This window comes from Muriicola jejuensis, assembly GCF_010671595.1.
In the GTDB taxonomy this organism is placed as follows: domain Bacteria; phylum Bacteroidota; class Bacteroidia; order Flavobacteriales; family Flavobacteriaceae; genus Muriicola; species Muriicola jejuensis.
Genome location: NZ_JAABOP010000001.1, coordinates 1,486,299 through 1,506,988, shown reverse-complemented (window position 1 = coordinate 1,506,988; position 20,690 = coordinate 1,486,299). Strand labels below are relative to the sequence as shown.

19 protein-coding genes are annotated in these 20,690 nt (G+C 50.3%); 12 read left to right on the top strand and 7 right to left on the bottom strand.

Translation table 11 applies throughout. From position 1 onward, the window contains the following. Positions 1–4 precede the first annotated feature (4 nt). From ileS to GWK09_RS06605, 5 genes are all read right to left on the bottom strand, one after another. The gene (gene ileS / locus GWK09_RS06625; RefSeq protein WP_163692202.1) at positions 5–3,406 is read right to left on the bottom strand and encodes an isoleucine--tRNA ligase; all 3,402 of its coding nucleotides are present in this window, start codon (positions 3,404–3,406) and stop codon (positions 5–7) included. 162 nt (positions 3,407–3,568) lie between these two features. Beyond that, a complete protein-coding gene (locus tag GWK09_RS06620; protein WP_163692201.1) occupies positions 3,569–5,980 on the bottom strand; it encodes a TonB-dependent receptor in 2,412 nt (803 codons plus the stop codon). 2 nt (positions 5,981–5,982) lie between these two features. Further along, positions 5,983–6,702, bottom strand: a complete 720-nt coding sequence (gene recO, locus GWK09_RS06615) for a DNA repair protein RecO (RefSeq protein ID WP_163692200.1) — start codon at positions 6,700–6,702, stop codon at positions 5,983–5,985. Between the two features lie 81 nt (positions 6,703–6,783). Further along, positions 6,784–8,127 carry an NADP-specific glutamate dehydrogenase gene (gene gdhA / locus GWK09_RS06610; protein ID WP_163692199.1) on the bottom strand — a complete coding sequence of 448 codons (1,344 nt, stop codon included), beginning with the start codon at positions 8,125–8,127 and terminating at the stop codon, positions 6,784–6,786. Positions 8,128–8,231: 104 nt separating this feature from the next. Then, positions 8,232–9,386 (bottom strand): cystathionine gamma-synthase, encoded by a 1,155-nt coding sequence (locus GWK09_RS06605; protein WP_163692198.1) that lies wholly within the window; start codon positions 9,384–9,386, stop codon positions 8,232–8,234. A gap of 135 nt (positions 9,387–9,521) precedes the next feature. Between GWK09_RS06605 and GWK09_RS06600 the strand changes: the two genes are divergently transcribed. Next, positions 9,522–10,271: a DUF3298 and DUF4163 domain-containing protein gene (locus GWK09_RS06600; RefSeq protein WP_163692197.1), complete on the top strand. Its 750-nt coding sequence runs from the start codon at positions 9,522–9,524 to the stop codon at positions 10,269–10,271. A gap of 1 nt (position 10,272) precedes the next feature. Here the strand turns inward: GWK09_RS06600 and GWK09_RS06595 are convergent, their stop codons facing one another. Further along, positions 10,273–10,740 (bottom strand): DinB family protein, encoded by a 468-nt coding sequence (locus GWK09_RS06595; RefSeq protein ID WP_163692196.1) that lies wholly within the window; start codon positions 10,738–10,740, stop codon positions 10,273–10,275. A gap of 86 nt (positions 10,741–10,826) precedes the next feature. Between GWK09_RS06595 and GWK09_RS06590 the strand changes: the two genes are divergently transcribed. Then, positions 10,827–11,183, top strand: coding sequence for an arsenate reductase family protein (locus tag GWK09_RS06590; RefSeq protein ID WP_163692195.1), 357 nt, complete (start codon positions 10,827–10,829; stop codon positions 11,181–11,183). Beyond that, positions 11,180–12,085, top strand: coding sequence for a DMT family transporter (locus GWK09_RS06585; protein ID WP_163692194.1), 906 nt, complete (start codon positions 11,180–11,182; stop codon positions 12,083–12,085). Before GWK09_RS06590 ends, GWK09_RS06585 begins: the two co-directional genes overlap by 4 nt. On the opposite strand, the gene GWK09_RS06580 is transcribed toward GWK09_RS06585, so the two are convergent. After that, the gene (locus tag GWK09_RS06580) at positions 12,057–12,536 is read right to left on the bottom strand and encodes an acyl-CoA thioesterase (protein ID WP_163692193.1); all 480 of its coding nucleotides are present in this window, start codon (positions 12,534–12,536) and stop codon (positions 12,057–12,059) included. The genes GWK09_RS06585 and GWK09_RS06580 overlap by 29 nt on opposite strands. A gap of 101 nt (positions 12,537–12,637) precedes the next feature. On the opposite strand from GWK09_RS06580, the gene GWK09_RS06575 reads away from it, so the two are divergent. From GWK09_RS06575 to GWK09_RS06535, 9 genes are all read left to right on the top strand, one after another. After that, positions 12,638–13,612 carry an NAD(P)H-dependent flavin oxidoreductase gene (locus tag GWK09_RS06575; protein ID WP_163692192.1) on the top strand — a complete coding sequence of 325 codons (975 nt, stop codon included), beginning with the start codon at positions 12,638–12,640 and terminating at the stop codon, positions 13,610–13,612. Positions 13,613–13,621: 9 nt separating this feature from the next. After that, complete coding sequence (locus GWK09_RS06570; protein ID WP_163692191.1) at positions 13,622–14,629, top strand: bestrophin family protein; 1,008 nt, start codon at positions 13,622–13,624, stop codon at positions 14,627–14,629. Then, positions 14,629–15,588 (top strand): YheT family hydrolase, encoded by a 960-nt coding sequence (locus GWK09_RS06565; RefSeq protein WP_163692190.1) that lies wholly within the window; start codon positions 14,629–14,631, stop codon positions 15,586–15,588. The genes GWK09_RS06570 and GWK09_RS06565 overlap by 1 nt, the downstream gene beginning before the upstream one ends. A gap of 45 nt (positions 15,589–15,633) precedes the next feature. Then, a complete protein-coding gene (locus tag GWK09_RS06560) occupies positions 15,634–16,113 on the top strand; it encodes a c-type cytochrome (protein ID WP_163692189.1) in 480 nt (159 codons plus the stop codon). Between the two features lie 118 nt (positions 16,114–16,231). Next, the gene (locus GWK09_RS06555; protein WP_163692188.1) at positions 16,232–17,665 is read left to right on the top strand and encodes a sodium:solute symporter family protein; all 1,434 of its coding nucleotides are present in this window, start codon (positions 16,232–16,234) and stop codon (positions 17,663–17,665) included. A 35-nt stretch (positions 17,666–17,700) separates the two neighbouring features. Beyond that, positions 17,701–18,060 carry a hypothetical protein gene (locus tag GWK09_RS06550; protein WP_163692187.1) on the top strand — a complete coding sequence of 120 codons (360 nt, stop codon included), beginning with the start codon at positions 17,701–17,703 and terminating at the stop codon, positions 18,058–18,060. Positions 18,061–18,107: 47 nt separating this feature from the next. Next, positions 18,108–18,842: an NAD(P)-dependent oxidoreductase gene (locus GWK09_RS06545; protein WP_204260365.1), complete on the top strand. Its 735-nt coding sequence runs from the start codon at positions 18,108–18,110 to the stop codon at positions 18,840–18,842. Between the two features lie 79 nt (positions 18,843–18,921). Further along, entirely contained in the window at positions 18,922–19,371 is a 450-nt protein-coding gene (locus GWK09_RS06540; RefSeq protein ID WP_163692185.1) for a hypothetical protein, read from the top strand. Between the two features lie 188 nt (positions 19,372–19,559). Beyond that, entirely contained in the window at positions 19,560–20,630 is a 1,071-nt protein-coding gene (locus tag GWK09_RS06535) for a serine hydrolase domain-containing protein (RefSeq protein WP_163692184.1), read from the top strand. The last annotated feature ends 60 nt before the right edge of the window (positions 20,631–20,690 follow it).

Here is a 20,690-nt window from a genome sequence, read left to right as displayed (position 1 = left end):
ATTCTCAATGTTTTTGAATCAACAATTTTGTATTTACCTCGTCAAACACGATCTCCGTACCTGTCTCCAATTTCTCCTCTAGTGCAAGATCAGCTGTAAGCGTCTCCGTTTTGATGTATTGCATGTTACTTTCGATCGCTTTTTCTACAAAACCGTCTTTGAGTACTTTAATATCTATCTTGTCGGTTACCTCGAACCCGGATTCCTTTCTCAGGTTCTGGATTCGATTCACAAGCTCTCTCGCGATCCCTTCTTTTCTCAATTCTTCATCTATGGTCACGTCTAGCGCAACGGTCAGACCCCCTGCACTTGCTACCAGCCAACCAGCGATATCCTCTGAAGAGATCTCTACCTCCTCTAACTGTAAGATAATACTTTTATTTTCTATCTCAAGGGATATTTCGCCTTCCCGTTCGATTTTCTGGATGTCTTCCTGGGTGAAATTTGCGACCTGCTGCGCTATCCTTTTCATATCCTTGCCAAACCTGGGGCCCAGGACCTTGAAATTGGGTTTGATCTTTTTCACGAGGATTCCGGAAGCGTCGTCAAGCAACTCCACTTCTTTCACGTTGACCTCGGATTTGATCAGGCTGGCGACGGCTTCGATCTCTGTTCTCTCCTTTTGATCGAGTACCGGGATCATTACCTTCTGCAGGGGTTGCCTCACCTTAATCTTCTCTTTCTGCCGAATGGACAGGACCAGGGAGGAAATCGTCTGAGCTTTTTCCATCTTGCTCTCCAGCGCCGGGTTGACCATATTCCGGTCGAAGGCCGGGAAATCCGAAAGGTGTACGCTCTCTTCCGCCGGAAGACCGGTACCTTTCATCAGGTCCGAATACAATTGCTCCATAAAAAATGGGGCGATGGGTGCAGACAACTGGGCCACGGTTCTCAGGCAGGTATGCAGGGTCTGGTAGGCCGAAATCTTGTCTTCCTGGTAGTCCCCTTTCCAGAACCGCCTCCTGCACAAACGCACATACCAGTTGCTCAGGTTTTCCTGGACGTAGTCCGATATGGCCCTGGCCGCTTTAGTAGGCTCATAGTCGGCATAGGCCTCATCTACGACCCGTATCAGGGAATGGAGTTCAGAAAGGATCCACTGGTCGATCTCCGGCCGGTCTTTCAATGGAATTTCATCCTCGCCATACTTAAAACCATCGATATTCGCGTACAAAGCGAAGAAGGAGTACGTATTGTACAGGGTCCCGAAGAACTTGCGTTTCACCTCCAGGATGCCTTCCATGTCGAATTTCAGGTTATCCCAGGGATTGGCATTGGAGATCAGGTACCAGCGGGTTGCGTCCGGACCGTGTTCGCCCACCACCTCAAAGGGATCTACGGCATTCCCCAGTCTTTTAGACATTTTCTTCCCGTCCTTATCCAGGACCAGTCCGTTGGAGACCACATTGCGATAGGCCACAGAATCAAAGACCATGGTCGCGATCGCGTGAAGGGTATAGAACCAGCCTCGTGTCTGGTCTACACCTTCTGCAATAAAATCGGCCGGAAAGGTTTTTCCCTTATCTATGAGTTCCTTGTTTTCAAAGGGATAATGCCACTGGGCGTAGGGCATGGAGCCACTGTCGAACCACACATCGATCAGATCGGCCTCCCTCTTCATGGGTTTCCCGCTTGGGGATGCCAGGATAATGGCATCCACCACGTTCTTATGCAGGTCTATCTTTTCGTAGTTCGACTCGTCCATGTTCCCGGGTTCGAAGGATGCGAACACATCTTCCTTCATAAAGCCGGCGGCTATGGACTTACTTATTTCCTCTTTTAACTGGGCTACCGAACCGATGATAACCTCTTCCTTTCCGTCCTCTGTCCGCCATATAGGTAAAGGAATTCCCCAGTAGCGGGATCGGGAAAGGTTCCAGTCGTTCGCATTCGCCAGCCAGTTCCCGAATCGCCCGTCTCCTGTGGCTTTGGGCTTCCAGTTGATGGTCTGGTTAAGCTCGTACATCCTGTCCTTGATCTCCGTGACCTTGATGAACCATGAATCAAGGGGATAATACAGGATGGGTTTGTCCGTCCTCCAGCAGTTTGGATAGCTGTGAAGGTATTTTTCTACCTTAAAGGCCCTGTTCTCTTCCTTGAGGCGGATGGCGATCTCAACATCTACCGACTTTTCAGGGGCATGGCCTTCTTCGTAGTATTCGTTCTTCACGTATTTCCCTCCCAGTTCCTTCATTTCCGGACGGAATTTACCCTGCAGGTCTACCAGGGGTACCGGGTTCCTGTTTTCATCCAGCACCAGCATGGGCGGGACCTCGGGTGAGGCCTGTTTCGCCACCAGGGCATCATCTGCCCCGAAGGTAGGTGCCGTGTGCACGATCCCTGTTCCGTCCTCCGTGGTAACGAAGTCGCCCCCTATCACGCGGAAGGCATTTTCAGGATGCTGGTACGGGAGGGCATAGGGCAGGAGCTGTTCGTATCTCGATTCAATAAGGTCCTCCCCCTTCATAGTCCTCAAAACCCTGAAAGGTATCTTTTTGTCCTCTGTCTTGTACTGATCCACCTCTTCATCGGAGGTCACCTCAAAGAATCTGCCTTTGAACTGTTCGCTGACCAGGGCTTTGGCCAGGATCACATGGATGGGCTCAAAAGTGTACTGGTTGTAGGTCTTTACAAGGACGTATTCGATCTTTGGGCCCACCGTAAGGGCCGTGTTGGAGGGAAGCGTCCAGGGGGTAGTGGTCCAGGCCAGGAAATAGATGTCCCCTTCGACTTCCTGAAGAAATGCCGGCAGACTTTCCTTTTTTGCCCTGAACTGGGCCGTAACGGTAGTATCGGTGATATCCTGGTAAGTGCCCGGCTGGTTGAGTTCGTGAGAGCTCAAACCGGTACCAGCCTTAGGTGAATATGGCTGTATGGTGTATCCCTTGTACAAAAGACCTTTGTCGTAGATCTGTTTGAGGAGCCACCAGACGGTTTCCATGTACTTCGACTTGTAGGTGATGTATGGATCCTGCATGTCTACCCAGTACCCGATCTTCTCGGTCATGGAGTTCCAGACATCGGTGTAGCGCATCACTGCCTTTTTGCAGGCCGCATTGTATTCCTCTATGCTGATCCTGACACCTATATTTTCCTTGGTGATCCCGAGTTCCTTTTCAACCCCGAGCTCAATGGGTAGGCCGTGAGTATCCCATCCGGCCTTGCGCTTTACCTGGTATCCCTTCATGGTCTTATACCTCGGGAAGATGTCCTTGATGGTCCTGGAGATCACATGGTGAATTCCGGGCATCCCATTGGCGGAGGGAGGTCCTTCGTAGAAAACGTACCCGGGTTTTCCCTCCCGTGAGGAAATACTTTTTTCAAAAACGCGGTTATCCTTCCAGCGCTGGAGGATCTCCTCCCCGATACGGGGCAAATCCAGTCCTTTGTATTCCTGAAATTTCATAACCGCTATACTTTCACCTATTTAAAGGTGGCAAAATTAGTGAATTTTGACCAAAATCAAGACCATCTGTAAACAAAAAAGGCCCGTTCTCTGGCCTTAGTTTCTTGAGGAAGTGATAGCAACGGTCTGTTGCTTTTATTGCCCAAAACGAAAAGTTCAAGATTAAAAAGTATAGCCCAGGGAAAGGATGAGGTTGATCCCGGGCGCAGCGATGCCTGAAGAATACGGTCTGTATCGCTGGTCCGTGAAATTCTCCAGCGCAAGGGAGGCCGTAAGGGCATCGCTCAGATTGTATTGAGACCTTATATTCAGGGTGTACCAGGAGGGGGAGTAGGGATTGCCGTTCCTGTCCAGATCATAGATATAATCCTTGCTCCTCTCTGAAAGTGCCAGGTCTTCATAACGTATCTCCCCATTGAAGACCAGAAAGAGGTCTGTTTTCCATCTCGGCTTTGTCCAGATGAAATGAAAATCCCCAAAGGTAGGTGCTGCGTGCCGGGCAGCCGAATCCTGCCCATTGTCATCCTCCTCCGTCCCTTTTGTGATCGTAAGGTTTGAGGTGAACTGCATCTCAGGGTTCATACTTACCTGGGCACCGAATTCAAACCCGTATACATAGGCCCTGGCTGCATTCTGAATGGCCTGAACATTACTCAGCTCCCCATTGTAGACGATCTCACGTTCCCCGTTGAAGGTAAAGTCACGTCTGACCAGCGCATCCACGAGATAGGTGTAGAATGCGTTGGCCATGAGAACGGCCCTATCCCTGAAATTCTTTTTAATTCCCAGATCCACATTATAGGCGTACTCCGGCTCCAACTGGGGGTTGGGGACGACCACAGACCCGGGTTCCGAGTCGAAGACCTTCCCTATGTCGTCAATATTGGGTGCCCGGAAACCGGTAGATCCATTGAGGGTCACCTGAAGGGTCTGATCGGGGAACCAGCTCAGGCCCAGGCTGCCGGTCAGAGCACCATTGTTGAGATTGGCAGAGGTAAAGGGAAAGGGATAGAACGCAGTCTCAAAATCGGCATTGATCCAGACATGGCTGTACCTCATTCCGGACAACAGGGTGAGGTTGGGCATAGCCCTGTATTCTGCGTTTATATACCCGGCCAGGGTTTGCCAGGTAGAACCATCCGGATAACGGGAAGGTGCACGCTCCTCTTCACGGGTCTCAATATTCAACAGGCTTCCTTCCGAGCTTACATAGTTAAAGATGTATTCGGCCCCGTAGTAAAGCCTCAGGGCGCCTATACGCTTATTCTCGAAATCGAGGTTCAGAGAAAGGGCGTCTACCTGTTCCCGCGTCCTGTTCAGATCGGTGTCCTGAAAATTTCTGTCATTCCTGCTCTCCTCAAAGAACTGGTAGGCCGTGGTAAACCTCAGCCCGTCATAGAACCTGTTGTTCCCCTTGTTGAAGGCCTGAAAATTTCCCATGAACCATTTCTGGGGCCCGTAATACCATTCTGCCGAACGAAGCCCGGTCCCATCTCTGCCGGGCCTGATCAGGCGATCGTACCGGGAATAGTCTGAGGTCTCAGAGTAATACAACCCGAGGTCATATTGCCAGTCTGTATCAGGTCTGTGAGATATTTTTTGGAGGAAGTTGATCTGGTCGTACCCTGTCGGGATCTGTTTTCTGGGGTTTTCATTCTCTGCCAGCACATCCGCCCCGTTCTCGCGTAAGACAAAGTTCTGCCTGAGATATCTTTCAGGACCGTGACTCCCCATCCGAAGGTCCCCAAAGCGATTGTAGCTCACGCTGCTGATGGAGGCCCATCGATTCGAGGAAACCGACACATCTCCGTGAAAGGTGGATTCGCTGTTGGCGGAAGCAAACCTCAGGTTTCCCTTTCCTGTCACAATCACCGTGTCAAGGCGGGGAAAATGGGGTTTGAGGGTGTAGAAATTCATAACACCCCCTATGGCATCGCTCCCGTATATAACCGAGCCCGGGCCAAAAACCACCTCCGTATTCTTAATGGTAAAAGGATCTATGGAGATGACATTTTGCAGGTTGCCCCCACGGAAGATCGCGTTGTTCATCCGCACTCCATCCACAGAAAGTACCAGCCTGTTTGTGGCAAAACCCCTGATCATAGGACTGCCTCCGCCAAGCTGACTCTTCTGCACGAAGATCTGCCCGCTGTTCTGAAGGAGGTCGGCAGCGGTCTGTGGGTTGGTGAAAGCGATGTCCCTGGCACTGATCGACTCGATCTTTTGAGGGATGTCTTTTTTCTGTTGCTCCCATTTGGATATAGACATGACCACCGCATCGAGCTGTTCTGTCCTTGGAAATAATAACACACGATCGCCCCTTTTTCCGATCTGAGCCTTGCTTGTGATCCGGGGTTCGTACCCTATATGGCTGATAGTGATACGTTCAGAAGAAGTGAATACAGAGAGGTCGCAAACCCCTTCGCCATCCGAAATTACGGTCTTTGTTTTGCTCTCGTTATAGAGAAGTGCATTCACGAGAGGCTGGTTGGTCTCACCGTCCAATACCCTGATCTCCTGTGAAAAAACACAGAGGGTGAAAAAGAAAAATACGATGCCGAGTAGTCCGCGCATGCTCAGTTGAAAACTTCATTCAAAACCTCCAGGGACCTGGGTTTTCTAAAACCGTGCAAATGTAATTCAAAATAGAGGACTATTTTATCCAACACGGCCTGCCTCTCTTTTTTGGACATTCTGATTGTGTGTATAACATCAAAATTTGTGCCTAAGAGGGCTTCGAACAGCCTTAATTCTTCCCCTGTGATCATGGGGTTGAGTGAAGGTCGGGAAGTGAATTGACCGTCCTGAAGGTCGAAGTATTCGGACCGGGGAGGCGACATATCGGGATAGAAACCGAGATACTTGGTTACCTCTAGTAAAAAATAAAGGTGAAAATTTGCGATCTGACGGTTGTGATCCACCCATTGGAAAGCGGCTTCTAGGAAACGAAACAGGCCCTCGTTGCGCTCCTCTTCCTGTATGCTGTTGCTCATCATCTCAGCCAGAAAAAAAGCCAGCGCATTCTTGACGACATCCGTGTGAAGTGATTCATAGGGATAGGCCACCCTGACCTCCTGCAATCGTTCCATGCTGCCCTTGTTCCTGTGCACCGCGACGATCTCGAGTTGGGTGAGGGGTTGGAAATAAGCGATCTTTAGCTTCCCCTTTTTGGTCTGCAGGATCCCTTTGAGGAGGTAGGTCCTGAGTCCGTCAGACGCTGTAAACATTTTGACGATCAGGCTGGTATCCCCGTATTTTATGGAGGAGAGAACAATGGCCCTGGTGGTTACCCGCATAGGAAATTTATTGGCGTTCAAAGGTACAAAAAAGCCTCCTCGGGAATCCGAAGAGGCTGTTTCTGTTATAAATTTCAAACGTCAGATCACACCCTGAGCGAGCATGGCGTCGGCCACCTTTACGAAGCCGGCTATGTTTGCCCCCTTCACATAGTTGCAATAACCGTCCTCTTCCTTCCCGTACTGGATACAGGAATCGTGAATGTCTTCCATGATCCCTTTAAGGCGCTCGTCCACTTCTTCCCTGGTCCAGCTGATTCTGAGGGAGTTCTGTGACATCTCCAGTCCGGAAGTCGCCACACCTCCTGCGTTGGAAGCCTTTCCGGGAGCAAAGAGTATCTTCTTCTCGTGGAAAATGTGAATGGCCTCCGGGGTAGAAGGCATATTGGCACCTTCGGCCACGCAGATACATCCATTCTTGATGAGCTTCTTCGCATCCTCCCCTTCGAGTTCATTTTGGGTTGCGCAGGGCAATGCGATCTTGCAAGGCACCTCCCAGGGAGTCTTTCCTGCGTGATAGGTGGCCGATTTGTACTTATCAACGTACTCAGAGATACGACCCCTTTTGTTGTTCTTCAGGTCCATGACCCATTGCAGCTTCTCTTCGGTGATTCCGTCCTTATCATAAATATATCCGCCGGAATCCGAAAGGGTAAGCACTTTACCCCCTATTTGCAATACCTTTTCGGCTGCGTACTGGGCTACGTTCCCACTTCCGGAGATCACCACATCTTTGCCTTCGATCCCCTCTCCGCGCGTCTTCAGCATACTCTGGGCAAAATATACGGTTCCGTAACCAGTCGCTTCTGGCCGGATCTTGGACCCTCCCCAGGAAAGTCCCTTCCCGGTGAGTACTCCCGTGAATTCGTTCCTTATCTTCTTGTACATCCCAAAAAGGAAACCTATTTCCCGGGCACCTACGCCGATATCTCCGGCTGGGACATCCGTATTCGGGCCGATATGCCTGCAAAGTTCTGTCATAAACGCATGGCAGAACCGCATGACCTCGTCATCGGATTTACCTTTGGGGTCGAAATCGGATCCCCCTTTCCCGCCTCCCATGGGGAGGGTGGTGAGGCTGTTCTTAAAAACCTGTTCGAAGGCCAGGAATTTGAGGATACTGGCATTGACGGTGGGATGGAATCGGAGGCCGCCTTTGTAAGGGCCAATAGCCGAATTCATCTGTATGCGATACCCCCGGTTGACGTGGATTTCCCCGTCGTCATCTACCCAGGCCACCCGGAACGAGATGAGCCGCTCGGGTTCCACCATACGAAGGAGAATGTTCTTGCCGCTGTAGATTTCGTGCTTGGCAATGTAAGGGATCACGGTCTCGGCTACTTCCTGGACCGCCTGGATGAACTCGGGTTCGTGTCCGTTCCTCGCCGTCACCTCATCCATGAAAGCTTTAATTTTTGCATCCATATGTATTGTGTATTAAATGGCTGTTGTTAGATTCTTAACATAGCGGCAAAATTATAGTATTTAAATAATTTTTTAGCCTTTTTTTTATGTATTTGATAAAATGTTCACTCCAGGGCCTGTTCGAGATCCGCTATCAGGTCCCGCACGTCCTCTATCCCCACGCTGAGCCTGATCAGGGCGTCGACCACCCCGCTCTTTTCCCGTTCCTCTTTTGGGATACTGGCATGGGTCATGCTGGCCGGATGACCGGCAAGACTCTCCACTCCCCCTAAAGATTCTGCCAGGGTAAAAACCTGTAGTTTTTCCACGATCCTGACGGCATCCCTGAAGGAACTTCCTTTGGGGATAAAAGAGATCATCCCTCCGAAATGGCTCATTTGTTCTTTCGCGATACTGTGATTGGGATGGTCCTCAAAACCCGGCCAGTATACCTTCTCGATCCCGGGATGTTCCCTGAGATACCGGGCGATGGCCTCCCCGTTCTCACAATGGCGCTGCATACGCACATGAAGGGTCTTGATCCCCCTCAGCACAAGGAAACTGTCCATGGGGCCACAAACGGCCCCGCTGGCATTCTGAATAAAGTAGAGCTGCTCTGCCAGTTCTTTATCACGCACCACGAGTGCACCCACGACTACATCACTGTGGCCGCCCAGGTATTTGGTAGCAGAATGCATGACGATATCCGCCCCCAGATCCAGGGGTCTTTGCAGATAGGGAGTTGCAAAAGTATTGTCTACCGCCAGCAGCAAACCGTGCTTCTTGGCCAGTCGGGATGCCCCTCGGATATCGATCACGTTCATCATGGGATTCGTTGGTGTTTCCACCCATAACAGCTTTGTATTCTCGGTGATCCTTTCCGCTATCTTCGATAGATCGGTCATGCCTACGAAATGAAAGGTGATCCCGTATTTCTCGAAGACCTTTTTGAACAGGCGATAACTCCCGCCGTAGAGGTCGTTGGTTGAGATCACCTCATCTCCGGGAGACAATAATTTGATCACTGCATCTATTGCAGAGAGTCCGCTGGCAAAAGCCAAGCCGTATTCCCCGTTTTCAATGCTCGCCAGGGACTTTTCCAGCGCAGTCCGCGTGGGATTGGCGCTTCGGGAATACTCGTATCCCTTGTGCCCGCCGGGGGTGGACTGGGCATAGGTGGAGGTTTGATAAATGGGCGGCATAACCGCACCGTAGGCCGCATCGGGCTCCTGGCCCCCGTGGATGGCCTTGCTGTTGAAGTGTAAGGGTTTCTTGCTCATGAACTTTGTCTAAAGCTACAAAGGTATCGTTCTGGCCCGGAATTAACGAATGCTTTTTTGATCGAAATTGGCAGTCATGGCCGTGCTTCTGTTTAGAATAAAATGTAGTTTTGTGTGTCCATCAGATTGAATCCTATGAAGTTTTCCAAGCCTCTTATTATATTATTCTTCTTGTGTTTTATCGTTTCCTGTGAGGAGGAATCAACCCTTGTCATGGAACCCGTGGTCTATACCAATGCCCCCTGTGATGATTGTCCGGAGGTAAGCATTGAGTACCCCAGGGTGATCGAGGACACGAAGATCGCACGGGCCGTAAACAGGGGAATAGAGGAAGAGATCATCGGCTTGCTGACCTTTTCGGACAGTCTCGAGGTCAGCGACATCAATGAGGCGGTCAACTCCTTCTCCCTCGGATATTCAGAATTGAAATCCGTGTATCCGGATGAGACCGTTCCCTGGGAAGCCAGGATCAAGGCTGAGGTCTCCTTTGAGAACCATCGGGTCCTTTCCGTTCGACTGGACTCCTATCTCTTTACCGGGGGAGCCCACGGATACACTTCGACGAACTTCCTGAATTTCGACATAGAGAAAGGGGAAAAGATCAACACCCAGGAACTCTTCAGGGACCTGCTGGCTTTTCGCTCCTACGCTGAGTCGGCCTTCAGGGAACAGGAGAATATTCCTGCCGATGCTCCTATCAACAGCACAGGGTTTATGTTTGAACTCGATTCCTTCTACCTGCCGGCCAATATCGGACTAACCCCCAACGGGATCCTGTTGCTGTACAACCAATATGAGGTAGCCTCCTACGCCGATGGGCAGATACAGCTCACCATTCCATTCAGGGAGGCCAAGCAATTTATCACTCCGGGGATGAAGCTCTGATTCAGGCCGGGGTATTGAGCAATTTCTGCATGCTGCGAATAGTTCCGTAATGCAGCCCCAGGTGGAATAGGTTGAAAGCGATGGCATCTTCCACAGTATTCAGGGTAACATGGGCACTGGTCGTATAGGAGTTAAAATTCTTGAAGACCCCTTTCTCATAGTCCTCCTTCATCCATCCGGTTGTAAGGGGCAGTGCCTCTGCCACCTGTTCTACCTCACTGCGGTCTACCCCAGCCTCAGGAAAGGTTCCTTTGCTGTATTTGCTTATCAATTCCCCGTCCAGCCTTGGGGGCAGGTTGCTCAATTTGTAGACCAGGGCCTGTTCCGTGACCAACCCATGGGCGATATTCCAGAAAAGATTGTTGTTATGGGGTTTAGGTACCACAAAAAGCTGGTCCATAGGTGTAGACAGCAAGGTTTTTAAGTAGATCTCGTGCAGTTTTTCGGTGATCTCGAAGAGCTTTTCCATAGAGTTCATTTTGATAAAAGTAGAGAATTCGCAGATAAATAGGTTTCTTTGCAACAGGATATTCAACCCATCCCCAGGAGAAAAAAATGAAGGACACTTTTTTTTATCTGAGCACATGCGATACCTGCCAACGGATCCTGGGTGAACTCGACCTGCCTGAGGATGTCAGGTTGCAGGATATCAAAAGTGAACCCTTGAATTCTGACCAGGTCGAAGCACTCATGAAACTGGCCGGCAGTTTCGAGGCCCTGTTCAGCAAGAGGGCCAGGCTGTACAAGGAGAGAAACCTGAAGGCGAAGAACCTGGCTGAATCCGATTTTCGGGACCTCTTGTTGGAACACTACACCTTTTTAAAACGGCCGGTCCTCGTTCACAACGGCCAGATCTTTATCGGGAATGCCAAAAATACCGTGGCCCTGGCCCGGCAATCCCTTCACCCTTGAGCAACAGGACGCTCGCTCTTTTCGCCGCCCTTGGCGCTACGACGATCTACGGATTGAACCACACTATTGCCAAAGGCGTGATGCCTCTTTATGTAAAACCCTTCGGATTTATCATGATCCGTGTACTGGGAGCCACCGCTCTTTTCTGGGCGCTTTCCTTTGTGGGCCCCAGAGAAAGGATCGAAAAAAAGGACTGGGGCCGACTCGTACTCTGTTCCCTCTTCGGGATGGCCATCAATATGCTTGCCTTTTTCAAAGGTCTCGACCTTTCCACGCCTATCAACAGTTCCGTCCTGGTTACCACCACCCCCATCATCGTAGTGGTCCTTTCTGCCCTGTTGATCAAGGAAAAGATCCGGCTGGTAAAAGGCCTTGGCATCGTTATCGGGCTGGTAGGAGCCCTGGGCCTCATCTTTTACGGAGAGGAGATACGGCAGGATGCCCCGAATATCCCGTTGGGAAATTTGCTGTTCCTCGTAAATTCGCTGTTCTTTGGGCTTTACCTTATCCTGGCAAAGAAGCTGGTTGAAAAATACCACCCTTTTACGCTGATGAAATGGTTGTTCCTGATAGGGATCTTCCTGAACGCTCCTCTGGCATTGCCAGAATTCCTTGAGATTTCCTGGGGTACCCTCCCATGGGAAGCCGTTTGGAAGATCGGCTTTGTGGTCCTGGGCACCACCTTTTGTACCTACCTGTTTAACGCCTTTGCCCTCACCCAGCTCAAAGCCTCTACAGTAAGTGCCTTTGTCTACGTTCAACCCCTGGTAGGTATCGTCTTTGCGGTACTGAGCGGGAAGGACCAACTGAGTCCCGTGAAGGTGACCGCCGCTCTGCTGGTCTGTCTAGGAGTCTACCTGGTAAGCAAAAAACCTAGTCCAGATCCTTCGGTATCTTCCTGAATTTTCGGGTGTCCTCTTTGGTAAGCTGCCTGAAGTTCCCCGCCTTTGTAAACTTTTGAAAGTTTTCAAGGAGTTCCCCTTTCAACCCGGTGAGTTTCCGTGTATCGAGGTCGATCCAGCCTCCCATCATTTCACAGTGGGCCACGTTCTTCCCGTCGGCCGTATAGAAATTGTGATGGAATTCGAAGAACATCCCATCCTCACTCATCCCTGTAACTTCCACAGAGACCTTCAATGGCTTGCCTGGAAAGACTTCCTTAAAATAATACATATGTTCGTAAAAGACCACGGGGCCCAATTGGTTTTTTATCAATGTCTGGTGATCGAACCCCCTCTCCATAAGAAAGGCCATTCTGGTGTGGCTCATGAAATTGGTATAGGCACTGTTGGCCATATGCCTGTTGGCATCCAGGTCGCTCCACCGCACTTCGAATTCCTTGAAATAGGTCATATTTCCTCGTTTTTCCGGGAGCAAAAATACCATTGTTTTTGCGCAACACAGGGAGGTTTGCAAAAAAATTAATCCCTATTTTTAGGCCTTAATACAAACCGATGACTTCAAAACCCGCTTTTATCAAGACCCTCTCCCTCCCCGCTATCGCAGCGCCCATGTTCCTGATCTCCGGCCCGGCACTGGTAATAGAATGCTGCAAAAACGGTATCGTGGGGACATTCCCTGCCCTCAACCAGCGTACTAGCGAGGGTTTTGAAGAGTGGCTTATAGAGATCAAAGAGTCCCTGGCCAATTACGAAAAGGAAAGCGGGAAAAAAGCAGCCCCTTTCGGGGTTAACCTTATCGTACACCCCACCAATCCCAGGCTGCAGGCAGACCTCAAACTCTGTATCAAGCACAAGGTGCCCATCATCATCACCTCCCTGGGGGCCGTATCCCAGGTGGTCGATGCGGTACACAGTTACGGCGGACTCGTATTCCACGATATCATCAAAAAAAGGCATGCTGAAAAGGCAGCAGAAGCGGGGGTAGACGGCCTTATCCTGGTAGCAGCAGGGGCAGGGGGCCATGCCGGTACCATCAACCCCATGTCACTGGTGGCCGAGGTCAAGAAATTCTATCACAAGACCATTATCCTTTCAGGCTGTATCTCCACCGGGAGGGACATCGCCTCCGCCCTGCAGATGGGGGCAGACCTCGCCTACATGGGCACCCGCTTCATCAATACAGAAGAGAGCAAGGCCCCTCAGGCTTACCGGGAGATGATCATCAATGCCGGAGCCAGTGACGTGGTCTATACCGCTGCCATTTCCGGGGTCCACGCCAATTTTTTACACGCCAGTTTGAAGGCGGCGGGAATCTCCGAAGAGGACCTTAAAAAAGACCGGAAGATCGACTTCGGGAAGGAACTAGACACCGAGGCCAAAGCCTGGAAGACCATCTGGTCTGCCGGTCAGGGAGTGACCACCGTACAGGACGTACTGCCGGTAAGCGACCTGGTGAACAGGCTTAAGCAGGAATTCAGAGAAGCCGTACAGTCCCAGGCCGCTCTCCTGGATACCTATCCGAAATAACAAGCTTCTATGTATGTAAAACGCAATATAGGCTGGGGATTGATCATGCGATTTGCATGGAAAAATCTCATTTTCTTTACGCTATACGCAGGCATCATTTTTTATGCCTATCACTTTTTGTGGCTCGACTTCCTCGACATCCCTTTTCAGCCTCTTTCTGTGATCGGTATCGCGGTTGCTTTTTACATAGGTTTTAAGAACAGTCAGAGTTACGACCGTTTTTGGGAAGGGCGAAAGATTTGGGGAGGTATTGTCAATTACAGCAGGACCTGGGCCCTGCAGGTCATCAGTTTTGTTCAAACCCCGGATGCAGAAGCAAATAAAAAAATACAACGCGAGATGATCTATCGCCACCTGGCGTGGATCAACGCCCTCAGGGTGCAGCTGCGTCAGCCTAAATCGTGGTCTATAAAGATGAATGCGACGGTCGAGAATTTGCACAAGAGACACGGGGAAAGCCAGGCCTCCTGCGATGAGGCCAGTCCGTTCGTTTCAGCCCAGGAGTATGCAGACCTCAAAAACCGGGTAAATCCGGCCACCCATCTGATCAAGAATCAGGCGAAACAGCTGGTGGACCTCAAAAAGAAGGAGATCATTGACGGTTTCCAGGAAGACCAATTACAATCGGTTCTTGAAGAATGCTATAACCTTCAGGGAATGTGCGAAAGGATCAAGAACACCCCCTTTCCCAGGCAGTACGGGTATTTCTCCAAGATCTTCACCTGGATCTTTGTACTGCTGATCCCCTTCGGACTGTTAAATGTGTTTGGGTCCGAGGATATGGGAGGTTCCAAAGCCTGGTATGAATTCCTTATGATCCCCTTTTCCGTACTGATATCCTGGATTTTTGTCTCCATGGAGAGTATAGGGGACAACAGTGAGGACCCATTCGAAGGCAGGATCAACGACGTCCCCATGACCGCCTTGTGCAGGACCATTGAGATCGATCTACGCGACATGCTGGATGAGGAAGAACTCCCCGACCCAGTTCAACCACAGGATAATATTTTGTACTGATGCCCAATTTACCATCAGCATATCTGCCACCGCTCCTGTTCAGGAACGGCCATATCTCAACCGTTTACTACGGCCTGTTCAGGAAGATCGCCGACTTCGAACAGGAACGGGAGCGACTCGAACTCCTTGACGGGGACTTTATGGATCTCGACTGGAGCTACACGGGGAAAAACACTGAAAAAGTGGTCATCCTTCTCCACGGTCTGGAAGGCCATGGGCAACGACCCTATATCACCGGAAGCGCCCGGCATTTCAATGCTTCGGGGTTCGACTGCTGTGCGGTGAATTTCAGGGGTTGCAGCGGGGAACCGAACCGGCTGTACCGTTCCTACCATTCAGGGGCGACAGAAGACCTGGATGCCGTTGTACAACATATTCTCAATACGAGAAAATACGGGGAGATCTATATCAAAGGGTTCAGCCTGGGCGGCAATATGGTCCTGAAATACGCAGGGGAAGGAAGGGAGATCCCGGGGGCATTGAAAGGGATCGCTGCGATCTCGGCCCCGGTCGATCTTTACAGTTCCCTAAGGGCTCTGATGAGTTGGGAAAACACCCCTTACGCCATCCGGTTCAGGAAACACCTGGTAGCCAAGCTCAAAGCCAAACAGCCCATGTTCCCCGAACTCCTGTCCGACAGCGAGATAGAGAAAATAAAAACCCTTAAGGATTTCGATGATATCTATACCAGCAGGGCCCATGGCTTTGCCGATGCCCTGGACTATTATTCCCAATGCAGTTCTAATCAGTTCCTCCACAATATTCGCGTCCGCACACTCATCATCAACGCCCGAAACGACTCCTTCCTGGGGCCTGAATGCTATCCTTTCCGGGAATCAGAAGCCAACCCCTCTGTTTACCTGGAAGCGCCTGAGTACGGGGGTCATGTGGGCTTTTACGATGCTCAGAATATCGCCTACACGGAAAAAAGGGCGTTAAAATTCTTTGAGGAAATTTAAACCGATACGATTTTTATATCTTAGTGCGATTATAAATCTGGAAGCATGAAAAAAATACTACTCGCCGCAGTACTGGGTCTTTTTGCCCTGAGTTGCGGAGAAAAGAAAGAAGAGAAGAAGGAGGGTTTTGAAATGAGTCGGACCAAAACCACCACAACCACAGAGACCGCATCGGAAGGGGTGCCGGTAGACCTGAACAATAAAGGGATAGGCCCTATTACTGATCTCACCTTTCCGGATGAGATCGATAAGGAAATGGCTGCCAGGGGAGAGGCAAAATACAACGCCATCTGTACGGCCTGCCACCTCCCGAATCAGCGGATGATTGGCCCAGCCCTTTCAGGTGTTTACGAAAGACGCAGTCCGGAATGGGTGATGAACATGATCCTGAACCCCGATGTGATGCTGAGGGAAGATCCCATTGCCATGGCCCTATTGAAGGAATATAACAACGCCATTATGCTCAACCAGAACCTCACCCAGGAGGAGGCAAGAGACGTGGCCGAATACCTGAGAACTCTTTAAAATATGATCATCTGAAGGAAAGCCCTTATCTCCGAAACCAAGGAAATAAGGGTTTTTTTTGTTCCTGACCTATTGAAAGAGGTCAGACCGCAACCAACCAAAAACCAACCAAAGTCTATTGATCACCAGTTTTATCATTCTATACCTTCTCCTGACCCTGGGTGTCGGGTTCTGGGCCTCGAGGCGGATCAAGACCTCTGATGACTTTACTCTTGCCGGGAAAAGCCTGTCGACCTCCTTTGTAGGGGTCACCCTTTTCGCTACCTGGTTCGGATCCAGCCAGATCATGGGCAACCCCAGCCGTTTTGTAGCAGAAGGCTTTACCGCATTTTTTAATCTCGTACTCGCACCAGGCTTGTGTCTGCTGGTCGTGGGTATTTTCTATGCGCGAAAGCTCTATCGCATGAATATCGTGACGGTGGGTGATTTTTTTAAACTGAGGTATAACAAATCCCTGGAGGTGACCTCTTCTATCCTCATGGTGGTGTCCTACCCCCATTGGATTGCCGCCCAGTTCGTTGCCCTGGCCTACCTGTTCAATGCCATCATTGGGGTGCCCCTGGACTATGGCATCTTTCTCGGAGCCGTGATCGTCATCATTTATACCTATATCGGGGGTATGTGGGCAGTTTCCTATACGGACATGATCCAGAGCATCATGATCCTGCTGGGGCTGATCATCCTCTTGACTGAAGTGCTGCAACAGGCCGGCGGTATCGGGCTATTTTTTGAAGAACGGAGGGCCGAATTCTACGACCTACTTCCTACCGCGGGAATAGATTCCTGGTCTGAGTTCATCGCCCTTTTCCTTGCCTTCGCCGTGGGCCCAATCCCGGTACAGGAGATCTACCAGCGGGTTTTTTCTGCCAGGAATGAAAAGGCCGCCAGAAATGGGCTTTTCCTCGGTGCCTTTCTGATGGTAACCATCCCCAGTATCCCTTTGTTGATCGGTCTGGGGGGCGCCCAACTCTATCCCGAATTGATGGATGCAGGGGACGGGCAGGAGATCATCCCCGCCATGGTTCTTATGTTCACCAGTACGCCTGTGCAAATCCTTTTTTACGGGGCCATGATCTCCGCTATCCTGAGTACTTCCAGCGGGGCCATGCTGGCACCGGCCACCGTAATCGGCGAAAACCTCATCAAAACGTATGCCCGGGGAATTTCAGACCGGAGATTGCTGCTGTACACCCGACTCAGTGTGGTGGTCGTAGCGGCGTTCTCTTGTTATTTTGCCTTTAGCGATATCGACATAGTGGGCCTGGTGGCTGCTTCCCTGGCCTTGATCCTCGTATGCCTTTTTGCCCCTTTTACCTTTGGCCTTTTCTGGAAAAAAGCCTCTGTGGCAGGGGCATGGGCAGCCGTGATCACAGGGGGCTTTGTCTGGTTCTTTTGCTATCTTTACGAGACCCGGATAGACGCCACTATTTACGGCTTTGTACTGAGTTGCCTGGCCATGGTCATAGGAAGTCTGGTATCGCCGGATAAGAAGCATCCGGCCTGGCCTTCCGATCAGGTGAAACTCACTCGGAACCCCCCGGGGCCAGAATAGCCCGGACCTCAGGAATTCATTACGCGACAGATCATATGAACAACAGACCACACATCGCGAACGCCGGGAAGAAACTATGGGCCATCAAATTAATCCACACCGTGATCTGGGCTTTTTTTGTCTTTGTTATCTTTTATATTCTGTACACGGGAATTGCAGATACCGTGAATATCTACACCTGGATCGGCATTGTCCTTATCCTCGGAGAGGGCCTTACCTTATTGATCTTCAAGATGTTCTGCCCGCTTACGCTGATCGCCAGGAAATACTCGGATTCCACAAAGGACAATTTTGATATATTCCTTCCCAACTGGCTTGCCAGGCATAATAAGCTCATCTTCACTTCCATTTTTGCCATTGGGGTCCTCATCGTGATCTATCGAACAATAGAATAAACCCTAAAACCTCCCAGCATCATACGAATAGAAGTTGACCCTATCCTATGGGATCATCCTTTCAATTGGGGAAGGTAATCCAACAGTTCAGGATCCCTGATAAGGTGATCAACGGGATAATTCATAACCTTTACCTCAAAATCCATCTCGTGAAAATTCTTGTGATAGGCGGCACCGGTAAAACGGGCAGGGAGCTGATCAAACAAGGCCTGGAGGCAGGTTACAGGATCACGGCCCTGGTACGCAATCCAAAAAAAGTTAAGATCGACCATCCCAACCTCAGGGTGGTACAGGGCGATGTCCTCAGGCCCGAGAGTTTCGGAAAGGCCTTTCAAGGACAGGATGCGGTGCTCTCAGCCCTTGGCCACAAGAGATTTATTGTGCCCACCTCCATCCTTTCAGCAGGTACCCGAAACGTGATCGTTGAGATGGAAAAGCAGGGGATAAAGCGTTTAATCTGTATCACCTCCCTGGGGATAGGTGACAGCCGCTTCAGGATGGGGTTGTACTACACCCTCTTCGCAATCCCGTTTATCCTTTTCTTCTACTTCCGGGACAAGGCAAAACAGGAAGACCTGATACAGGAAAGCGAGCTCGACTGGACCATCGTACGCCCGGGTCAGCTCACCAATGGACGGAGGAAGGGGAAGTACAGAACCGGGAAAAATCTGGGGAGTTACATCCTGACCCTGTGGATCTCCCGGGCCGATGTGGCTCATTTTATGCTCAAACAGATCGAAGATCCTGCTTATCTCCATCAGACACCCGGAATCATTTATTGAGTTTAATATATCTCCGACTTTGGCTCGAAAATTGCACCACTCCATGAAATATTCCAAGTGGTTAAACCGAGACAATAACATGAAAGTTCTGACTCACATATTTCTGTTGCTAATCCCATTTGCCTCATGGGCCCAAATCGATCAGGTTCAAGGAGAATACACCCTGGAAATGGGGAGTGAGGAACAGCATTTCATCGTATATACACTCAGGCTGAACCCTGATGGGACCTTTTATTTCCATTCGCGAACACAGCGAAAAAAAAGCCTTCCCTCAGAGACGGACCTTTACGGAAGAGGATCATGGAAGGCAGAGGCCAGAAGGAAATTTAGTACGGAAATCCCGGTGATCTCATTTGTTACTGAAACTGGCGATCTCAATGAGCAATACACCCTTGATTTTACGGGGACCCAGGCGCGGTGGATCTCAAAATCGCCCCGGGATAAGAGCGACAGGGAAGTGACAACCCGACTTCGTTTTTTTGAATCACAGATCTTCTGGATGAAGGGTGTGGACCTGATCAAAAACTGAGTACCTCCAAAAAGCGCTTCCGAAACCGGAGCTCCCAACGAGTTAGAAGACCCTCTATTCCGAATGAAAACAAGGGAAGGCGGTCTTTTTCCAATACAACAAAACCCTTATAAATTCGTTTGTACCTTCATAAGTAAAGCGATATAAATCAACTGATCCCTTTCAACGTTCACCCTGATCACCAACTTATGAAAAAGACCCTGATCCTCCTTTCCTCCTTATTGTTTTTGACCAACTGCAGCAAGGATGACAACAACACAACGCCTGAGCCTGATTCGGGCATGTATTTTCCACCGGTTTCAGGTATCAATTGGGAGACCACTTCACCCTCCGAATTGGGCTGGAACGAAACTGCCCTTCAACCCCTGAAGGATTACCTGGCGGAAAAGAATACCAAATCCTTCATCATCCTCGTGAATGGAAGGATCGTAGTAGAAGAATATTTTGACGGGCAAACAGCCGCGGATACATGGGAGTGGAACAGCGCCGGGAAGACCCTGGTGGGCACTACGACAGGCCTTGCACAAGAGGACGGTTTCCTCAATATAGACGCCCAAGTGTCTGATTATCTCGGAGAGGGATGGACGAACATGACCCTGGAAAAAGAAGACCTGATCACCCCCTGGCATCTGCTCACCATGACCTCAGGGATAGATGACACCAAGCAGCTGGTGGTAAAAGATAACCTGACCTACCTGGCGGACGCAGGTACCCGTTGGGCCTATGGCAACGTCTTCCAGAAGCTCATCGATGTGGTCGCAGAAGCGGGCAACCAGGAATTTGAAGCTTATTTCAATACCCGGCTCAAAAACAGGATAGGCATGGACGGATTCTGGAATTACGGTGCTATTTTTACCATTTATCACAGCACCGCCAGGAGCATGGCGCGGTTTGGACTCCTCGCCCTGAACAACGGAAACTGGGATGGAGATCAGGTGGTCAATGAGTCTTTTTTCATCGATAGCCACAATACTTCCCAGGATATTAATACTTCCTACGGATACTTCTGGTGGCTCAATGGCAAATCAGTCTTTATGCTCCCCGGGGGTCAGGAGCAATACACGGGGCCCCTGGTCCCCAATGCTCCTTTAGACATGTTTGCCGGGATGGGAGCCCTGGACCAGAGGGTCTATGTCGTGCCTAGTCGAAATATGGTCGTCATACGAATGGGAAATGCTGCAGATCCAGCTAACCCGGCGTTTGCCATCTCCGGGTTCGACAATGAATTATGGGCCAGGATCAGTGCGGTAACTGACTGAAATACAGAGGCCTGATTCCTTCCTTTTCCAAAACCTAGGAGTCCTTTGCTTTATTGTCCG

Bases quoted from the DNA above. Each gene is read 5' to 3' on its own strand.
- gdhA (WP_163692199.1), bottom strand. From the start codon at position 8,127: ATGGATGCAAAAATTAAAGCTTTCATGGATGAGGTGACGGCGAGGAAC.
- GWK09_RS06590 (WP_163692195.1), top strand. From the start codon at position 10,827: ATGAAGGACACTTTTTTTTATCTGAGCACATGCGATACCTGCCAACGG.
- GWK09_RS06570 (WP_163692191.1), top strand. From the start codon at position 13,622: ATGTATGTAAAACGCAATATAGGCTGGGGATTGATCATGCGATTTGCA.
- GWK09_RS06580 (WP_163692193.1), bottom strand. From the start codon at position 12,536: ATGACCTATTTCAAGGAATTCGAAGTGCGGTGGAGCGACCTGGATGCC.
- GWK09_RS06545 (WP_204260365.1), top strand. From the start codon at position 18,108: ATGGGATCATCCTTTCAATTGGGGAAGGTAATCCAACAGTTCAGGATC.
- GWK09_RS06620 (WP_163692201.1), bottom strand. From the start codon at position 5,980: ATGCGCGGACTACTCGGCATCGTATTTTTCTTTTTCACCCTCTGTGTT.
- recO (WP_163692200.1), bottom strand. From the start codon at position 6,702: ATGCGGGTAACCACCAGGGCCATTGTTCTCTCCTCCATAAAATACGGG.
- GWK09_RS06535 (WP_163692184.1), top strand. From the start codon at position 19,560: ATGAAAAAGACCCTGATCCTCCTTTCCTCCTTATTGTTTTTGACCAAC.
- GWK09_RS06540 (WP_163692185.1), top strand. From the start codon at position 18,922: ATGAAAGTTCTGACTCACATATTTCTGTTGCTAATCCCATTTGCCTCA.
- GWK09_RS06565 (WP_163692190.1), top strand. From the start codon at position 14,629: ATGCCCAATTTACCATCAGCATATCTGCCACCGCTCCTGTTCAGGAAC.
- ileS (WP_163692202.1), bottom strand. From the start codon at position 3,406: ATGAAATTTCAGGAATACAAAGGACTGGATTTGCCCCGTATCGGGGAG.
- GWK09_RS06595 (WP_163692196.1), bottom strand. From the start codon at position 10,740: ATGGAAAAGCTCTTCGAGATCACCGAAAAACTGCACGAGATCTACTTA.
- GWK09_RS06600 (WP_163692197.1), top strand. From the start codon at position 9,522: ATGAAGTTTTCCAAGCCTCTTATTATATTATTCTTCTTGTGTTTTATC.
- GWK09_RS06560 (WP_163692189.1), top strand. From the start codon at position 15,634: ATGAAAAAAATACTACTCGCCGCAGTACTGGGTCTTTTTGCCCTGAGT.
- GWK09_RS06550 (WP_163692187.1), top strand. From the start codon at position 17,701: ATGAACAACAGACCACACATCGCGAACGCCGGGAAGAAACTATGGGCC.
- GWK09_RS06575 (WP_163692192.1), top strand. From the start codon at position 12,638: ATGACTTCAAAACCCGCTTTTATCAAGACCCTCTCCCTCCCCGCTATC.
- GWK09_RS06605 (WP_163692198.1), bottom strand. From the start codon at position 9,386: ATGAGCAAGAAACCCTTACACTTCAACAGCAAGGCCATCCACGGGGGC.